This window comes from Martelella sp. UBA3392 (genome assembly GCF_002358775.1).
GTDB lineage: Bacteria > Pseudomonadota > Alphaproteobacteria > Rhizobiales > Rhizobiaceae > Martelella > Martelella mediterranea.
The window spans coordinates 1278-4677 of the sequence record NZ_DEPM01000071.1 but is presented as its reverse complement, the minus strand read 5'-3'; the positions used below and the strand labels follow the sequence as shown (position 1 = coordinate 4677).

4 protein-coding genes are annotated in these 3400 nt (G+C 60.9%); 3 read left to right on the top strand and 1 reads right to left on the bottom strand.

All coding sequences use genetic code 11. The features are described 5' to 3' along the window. From B4E36_RS05220 to B4E36_RS05210, 3 genes are all read left to right on the top strand, one after another. On the top strand, nt 1-211 hold a 211-nt coding region (locus B4E36_RS05220), incomplete at its 5' end, for a UTRA domain-containing protein (protein WP_345900071.1). Nucleotides 212-222: 11 nt separating this feature from the next. Next, nucleotides 223-1338 carry a Gfo/Idh/MocA family oxidoreductase gene (locus tag B4E36_RS05215; RefSeq protein WP_345900070.1) on the top strand — a complete coding sequence of 372 codons (1116 nt, stop codon included), beginning with the start codon at nt 223-225 and terminating at the stop codon, nt 1336-1338. A gap of 123 nt (nt 1339-1461) precedes the next feature. Further along, nucleotides 1462-2676: a sensor domain-containing phosphodiesterase gene (locus B4E36_RS05210; RefSeq protein ID WP_292055384.1), complete on the top strand. Its 1215-nt coding sequence runs from the start codon at nt 1462-1464 to the stop codon at nt 2674-2676. Between the two features lie 60 nt (nt 2677-2736). Here B4E36_RS05210 and B4E36_RS05205 read toward each other — a convergent pair whose 3' ends face one another. Continuing rightward, entirely contained in the window at nt 2737-2931 is a 195-nt protein-coding gene (locus tag B4E36_RS05205) for a hypothetical protein (protein ID WP_018065358.1), read from the bottom strand. Nucleotides 2932-3400 lie beyond the last annotated feature (469 nt).

Here is a 3400-nt window from a genome sequence, read left to right as displayed (position 1 = left end):
CACCCGGCTGGGGCTCTGGATCACACGGGCCGAGGACAGGATCGGGCTTGGCCACGTGCCGGACTGGGTGCCGGATGATTTCGGGCTTACGTCCGGCGCACCGGTGCCCGAGGTGCAGCGCATCTCCTTCGACCGGGACGGCGAAAGTGCAGAATTTTCATACACATGGTTTGACCCGGCGGTGGTGCGTTACGTCGCGCGGCTCAAATAGGAGGGGCTGAGGTGAAGGCAATCTACGGCATTATCGGCTGCGGCATGATGGGACAGGAGCATCTGCGCAACATCGCGCTTCTGCCCGAGGCGGAAATCGGCGCGATCTTCGAACCCGATCCGGAAATGCGCGCGAAGGCTGCAGCACTCGCCCCGAAGGCGCGGCTCTGCGACAGCCTCGCAGATCTGCTTGCGGTGGACACCATCACCTGCCTGCTGATCGCCAGCCCCAACCACCTGCACCTGTCGCAGATGGAGGAGATCGCCCGCACGCGGCCGCTGCCGCTGATGGTGGAAAAGCCGCTTTTCACCGATCCCGGCGATACCGCCCGGGTGAGCGCGTTCAAGGCGAACTATCCGGCCCCTGTCTGGGTGGCGATGGAATATCGCTACATGCCGCCGATCGCGCGGCTAGTGAGCGAGGCGGACAGCGCGACCGGCGGCGTGCGGATGCTGACCATCCGCGAACACCGCTTTCCGTTTCTGACCAAGGTGGGCAACTGGAACAGGTTCAACCGCTATTCCGGCGGTACGCTGGTGGAAAAATGCTGCCATTTCTTCGACCTGATGCGGTTGGTGATGAAGAGCGATCCGGTCAGGATCATGGCCAGTGGCGGACAGGCCTTCAACCACCGCGACGAACTCATTAACGGCGACGAACGACCGGATGTCTGGGACAACGCCTATGTGATCGTCGATTTCGCCTCCGGAACCCGCGCGGCGCTTGAGCTCTGCATGTTCGCGGAGGGCTCGCGCTTTCAGGAGGAGATTTCCGCGATCGGACCGGCCGGCAAGATCGAATGCCACGTGCCCGGCCCGACCCGCTTCTGGCCGGTCGAACTCGGCGCGCCGCCCGATCCCCGCATGGTCTATTCTCCGCGCAACCCCAAGGGGCCGCGCGAGGCCGTGATCCCGGTCGATCCGACGCTGCTGATGGCCGGCGACCACAATGGCTCGACCTTCTACCAGCATCAAAGCTTCGTCGCCGCGATATCCGGCGCGCGCCCGGTGGAGGTGAGCCTTGAGGATGGCTGGTGGGCCGTCGCCATGGGCCATGCCGCGCAGCAATCGGCCATGAGCGGCCATGCGGTGAAGCTCGAAGGCGACCATTTCAGGGTCCAGACTTGACAAAAGGCAAGAAATTCAAGGCCGAAGCGGACGCCTTGCCGCGCACGACCCACCTTCAAACTGGACGGCAACACAAGAACCGCTGTAGCATGTTGATGAGCACGAAACAGCGGACGCAAAACGATGGGTCGCCTACCCCTGAACCTTACCCTGGACCCGATAGACCAGCCCAGGGACGCCGTCGATATTATCCTTGAGACGGTGCGCAAGCATTTCGACATGGAGGTCGCCTATCTTTCCGAGATCGTCGATGGCCAGTCGGTTTTCCGCGCGGTCAGCGCGCCGGGTTTCGAGGCGCTTATCAGCCCAGGATCGGTGATCCCGCTTTCCGAGGTCTATTGCCAGCACATTCTCGACGGCGTGTTGCCGAACCTGATGACCGATACCAGCCAGCATCCACTCGCCGTGGCCATGCCGATCACGCGCAACGTGCCGATCGGCGCGCATCTGAGCCTGCCGGTCTACCACGACAATGGCCAGGTCTACGGCATGCTCTGCTGCCTGCGCAGCACACCGCATCCAAGCCTTGGCGAGCGCGATCTTGCGGTGATGGAGACCTTTGCCGGGCTTGCCGGCAACCAGATCAATGACGGCCTGCGCCGCCGCGCCGAGATCGCCGACATCAATGCCCGCCTGGACAGCGCGCTTGCCGCGGACGGCTTCAGGATCGTATTGCAGCCGGTGGTGGATCTTGAAACCCTGCGGCCGATCAAGTTCGAGGCGCTGTCGCGGTTTGCCGGCGGCAGGTCCCCCAATATCTGGTTCGAGGAGGCCCGGCGGGTGGGCCGACAGGTCGAGCTCGAAATCGCGGCCATTGAAAAGGCCCTGGCATTGCTCGGCGACATCCCGCAGGAGATGGCGATCGGCTTCAACGCCTCCCCGCAGACCATCGCCAGCGGCGCGCTGCTGGAAGCGATCGGCCATATACCGCCGGAGCGCCTTGTGGTGGAGATCACCGAGCACGACGTGGCGGAGGACTTCAACGAGCTCGCAACCGCGCTCCAAACATTGCGCCGGCGTGGCATACGCACCGCCGCCGACGATGTCGGGGCCGGGTTTTCCGGCCTGATCGCGCTTTTGCGCATGCGCCCCGATATCCTCAAGCTCGATATCGAACTGGTGCGCGACATCAATTCCAACCTCGCCAAACAGGCGCTTGTGCTGGGTATGGTCGATTTCGCCCGCCAGACCGGCGCGCTTACCATCGCCGAAGGCGTGGAAACCGAGGAGGAATACGCGACCCTGCTCCGCCTGAAGGTCGATCTGGGTCAGGGTTACCTTTTCGCCAAGCCGATGGAGATCGGCAGTGCGCAGGAATGGTTGGCGGAAAGACGTTAGGGTTTATCGAAAAAACGCGCCGCAAAGGTTTCCCGTAGCGGCGCGCCATGTCTGGCGTTTTCAACCTTCACCGAGGTCGTCTTCATTATGGATCAGCTCAAGCGCACCATAGAGGCGGACCGCCGCCGCGCTGTAGCCCAGCTTCATGGCAAGATCCAAAGTGGCTTCTATGGATCGCACCATCCGTATCTTTTTTGATTCCGAAATCAGCAAGCGGCCAATGCGCTCCTGACTATCCGCACTAATATCATGCATTCCCTCACCTCATTTATTATTTTCGTTGGGGCGCGCCCAGAGCACAATAATTATTAGTTTTGAATAAAATACATAATACTTCTTATATAGACAACGCTAATGATTGTCTATTTTTTAACTATTGAAGGAATTTATATTTTAGTAGATTATGCAACTCATGATCGAAACACCGATAGATAACAACGTTGTTATACTCGGAGAATGCGTGGCCGCCGGCCTGCGCGCAATTCGGCAGGCCTTTGAGGAAGCGGCGTACAGCTGACCGCCGGAAGCGCACGCCACCCACCCGAATTTCGCCGGCTCACTGAAAAATGAGGCTGGTCGGTCCACACCGAGTGGATCAACAGAACGCGACGAAACCGCGCTTTGCCCGCAAGCCGCTTTTGCTCTATCAGGATGCGGATGCAATGCAGGACCGCGCGGACATGAAGGATGAAACCAGGGCGCTGCCCGTCACCGCCGTGCTGGA